Genomic DNA, 3,214 nt, shown 5'->3' with positions numbered 1-3,214 from the left:
GTTGAACGGAACGCCCGCCTGCAACAGGTGCATCGCGGTCGTATGTCTCAAGATGTGCGGTGAGACGCGCTTCTTGAGGAGGCTGGGCTGCTCCACACTCGCGCGGCTCACCGCAAGATCCAGGCGTTGCGAGACGTTGGAACGCGACATCGCCTGCCCATCCCGGTTGGGCAGCAAGGCGGCTTCGCCGCGCAGCGCTGGATTCGATCGCAACCAACTGCGGATCTCGGCGACAGTGGCGTCCCACAGGGGGATCGATCGCAGCTTGCGCCCCTTGCCGAGCAGGTGCACGCACGCTGCGCCGTCGAGGACTACATCGATGATCCGTACTCCGATGATCTCGGAGCCACGCGCGCCCGTGTTGTAGAGCATCGTCAGCAGCAGGTGATCGCGCTGCGAGGACCAGCTCTCGCCCGGCTGGCCGAGTACGGCCACCATCTCTGCACGCGTGAGGTAGTTCAGCATCGGCCGCTCGAAGCGCTTCATCGGCACTGCCAGTGCGCGCTCGACGTCGTGCAACGAAGCCACGTCGCGGCGGCCGGCAAACTTCAGGAACGCGCGCAGCGCGGTGAGCCGCAAATTGCGGCTGCGAACAGAGTTCTTCCGATCCTGCTCCAGATGGTCAAGGAAGGCCAGAATCAGATCGGGTTGGATGTCGGCCAGCCGCATCGTGGTCGGTATCTTGTTGAGCTGGCGGCTGGCGAAGTCCAGAAACAGCAGCAAGGCGTCCCGGTAACAGGCCACGGTACGCGGACTGAGCGCCCGCTGCGCGACCAGGTACTCGGTAAAGAATTGCTGGACCAGCGCAGCGAACGAAGGCGGCTTCGGAGCAAGGGTCTTACGCATCTTGCACCTCCCTCCGGGCCGTGAACGACTCGAAACGTCCGGCGGCCAGCGCCATCAACTCGGGCACCGCCGAGAGGTACCAGTAGGTGTTGGTCACCATCGTATGTCCGACGTAGGTCGACAGTGACAGCATTGCCTGATCGATGTCCACGCCCTGGGCCTGCCACTGCACGATGCGACGCACGACGAAGGTATGTCGCAGGTCATGGATGCGTGGGGCATGGTGCGCTCCGCGGTTGCCCCAGCCCAGCTGCTGGTGTAGGTCGCGGAAGACGCGATGCACCTGACGCTCGCCGAGCGGCAGACCTCGTCGTCGACCGCGGGTGCCGACGAAGAATGGGCCATCCTCCGCCGGCGGCCCCTCGGCCAGGTCACGCAGCCGGCGATAGTGGCGCAAGGCATCCACGGTGCTCGGGTGCATGGGGATCTGCCGCGACTTGCCGAACTTGGTCCGGCGGATGGTCAGCATCCCGTCCTTGAGATCAATGTCGCCGTTGCGCAGCGACAGCGCCTCGCCGATCCGCAGCCCCGTGGCGGCGATCAGTCCAAACAGCGTTTCGTAGACGGCGCCGCGTAGCCCCGGTGATGGCCAGAGTCGGCGCGCGCGAGCAAGTAGGTCGACGATCTCTTCCTCGCTGAAGATGTGTGGCGCTTGCCGCTCGGGCAACCGTCCGAAGATCGAATCATCGGGCACCTCAGTGCGCGGCTCGAACTGCTGCAGCCAGCGCAGGAACGTGCGCAGCCTCTTCAGCCGTCGCGCCCAGGTCCGCGAGTCATTGCTCTCGTGGCGGTCGCTTCGGGCCCAGGCGGCCATGAGTTCCACCGTCAAGGCGCCGCGATGGCCGGCAGCGTGGACATGGCGTGCGAAGCTGCGTAGGACGTAGCCATCATCGGAGAACCCCAGTTGGCGACGCTCGACCAGAAACTGTTCGACGCGTGCTTGCACAGAAGTCGGCGCGCTCATGCTGCACTCCCTGGCCATGGCAGCGCGACCTCGACCAACCTGCGGCTATCGAGTTTGGCGTAGATCAGGGTCGTGTTCAGCGAGCGGTGACGTAGGACGTCGGCTACTTCCTTCAGCGAGGAGCCGCCGGCCAGCAAGCGGTTGGCCATCGTGTGGCGCAGCAGATGCGAGCGCGTATAGGGAAGGCCGGCGCGCGCAAAGGCTTGGCGGATGGTCTTGCGGACGAGGTCGGCACCGGCGGCCTGGTCGCGGGGCGCGACATGGCGGACGAAGACGGCTCGATTGGAAGTCCTGGGACGCTCCTGCTCGAGGTAGGCCGCGATGGCTTCGCCGGTCGCGACGGGTAGCGGCAGCACGTCCTCCCGGCGCCCCTTGGTGTGGCGCAAGATGAGCGTACCGGCTTGCCAGTCGATATCGTCCAGGCTGAGACGGGCGATCTCGCCGCTGCGCAGTCCGAGATCGAGCGCACAGCGCACAATGGCGTCGGCTCGCCGCATCGAGCGGCCCCGTTGGCCGAGCGATCCGGTCAACCGCTCGACCTCTTCCGCCGTCAGCGACTTGGGCAACGAGGACAGCGACCAGTTAGCAGGATAGGACACCGCGCCAATCAGTCCGTGGACCAGATCGCCGAGCGAGGCGCGGTAGCGGAAATAACCGCGCAGCGATGCCACGACCGGCCCAGCATTCGCCGGTTTGCTATAGAGCTTCGCTTGCCCGGCGAAGAAGCGCCGAACGTGTTCGGGATTGATCGCGGCGATGTCGACGGCGCCCTCGCCGAAATGAGCCGTCAGCAACCGCCCGACGATGCGCAGGGCCATGCTGCGCGTCTTCGGCGCCAGGCCTCGCACGTGCGCCATATACTCGCCGTAGCGGCGCAGTTCCTCGTCTACCGGTGTTGCGCTGTCCGCGATCACCGCGATGACGCCCTGAGCGCGCAGGACCACGAGCAGGTGTCCCAGCGCCGCGCTATGGTCACCTCGATCGTGGCGGATCGCGCCAGCGCACTCGCATTGCGGGAGATGCTTGTCGAGGAACTCTGCGATCAACCCCTCGTCGATCCGTTGCCGCCTGCGGTGCCCGAAGCGCGCCCATCGGGCGAAATGCGTGATGCAGCGCAGGTAGGTAGCGACCGTCTTTGCAGCGTACCGGCGTTGGCTCAGGTACTGCTTGAACGCACCAACGTATGGCCCGATCGGCCCGTCGGCGAAACCGTCTATGTCAGTGCGGTGGGAGCGGCGAGCGATGCCCATGGTGATCTCCAGAAGTGGGACCACCACTGCATCTACAGATGAGAACTATGTCCAGATCCTTACTCGCCCGCCTTGCTGCAGCTTTGCCATGCTTGGGTCGGCGTCGTCAGCGACCGGCCATCTGCGCATAGTTGCGACCTGCGCATAGGGGTCG

The 3,214-nt window shown here is 65.5% G+C and carries 3 protein-coding genes; all 3 read right to left on the bottom strand.

Features of this window, described 5'->3' with window-relative positions; all coding sequences use genetic code 11:
- Nucleotides 1-846, bottom strand: an 846-nt coding sequence (locus tag HDG33_RS36710) for a tyrosine-type recombinase/integrase (protein WP_184041189.1), incomplete at its 3' end; no start/stop codon positions are given.
- On the bottom strand, nucleotides 839-1,810 hold the full coding sequence (locus tag HDG33_RS36705) for a tyrosine-type recombinase/integrase (RefSeq protein WP_184041187.1): 972 nt from the start codon (nucleotides 1,808-1,810) through the stop codon (nucleotides 839-841). The genes HDG33_RS36710 and HDG33_RS36705, both read right to left, overlap by 8 nt.
- Complete coding sequence (locus HDG33_RS36700) at nucleotides 1,807-3,060, bottom strand: tyrosine-type recombinase/integrase (RefSeq protein WP_184041185.1); 1,254 nt, start codon at nucleotides 3,058-3,060, stop codon at nucleotides 1,807-1,809. The genes HDG33_RS36705 and HDG33_RS36700 overlap by 4 nt, the downstream gene beginning before the upstream one ends.
- Nucleotides 3,061-3,214 lie beyond the last annotated feature (154 nt).

This window comes from Paraburkholderia sp. Cpub6 (genome assembly GCF_014201065.1).
Lineage (GTDB): Bacteria > Pseudomonadota > Gammaproteobacteria > Burkholderiales > Burkholderiaceae > Paraburkholderia > Paraburkholderia tuberum.
The sequence above is the reverse complement of the archived record's forward strand: the minus strand, read 5'-3'. Positions and strand labels throughout refer to the sequence as shown.

What these genes read in the sequence shown, in the direction of transcription:
- HDG33_RS36705 (WP_184041187.1), bottom strand. Translation starts at nt 1,810, where the DNA reads ATGAGCGCGCCGACTTCTGTGCAAGCACGCGTCGAACAGTTTCTGGTC.
- HDG33_RS36700 (WP_184041185.1), bottom strand. Translation starts at nt 3,060, where the DNA reads ATGGGCATCGCTCGCCGCTCCCACCGCACTGACATAGACGGTTTCGCC.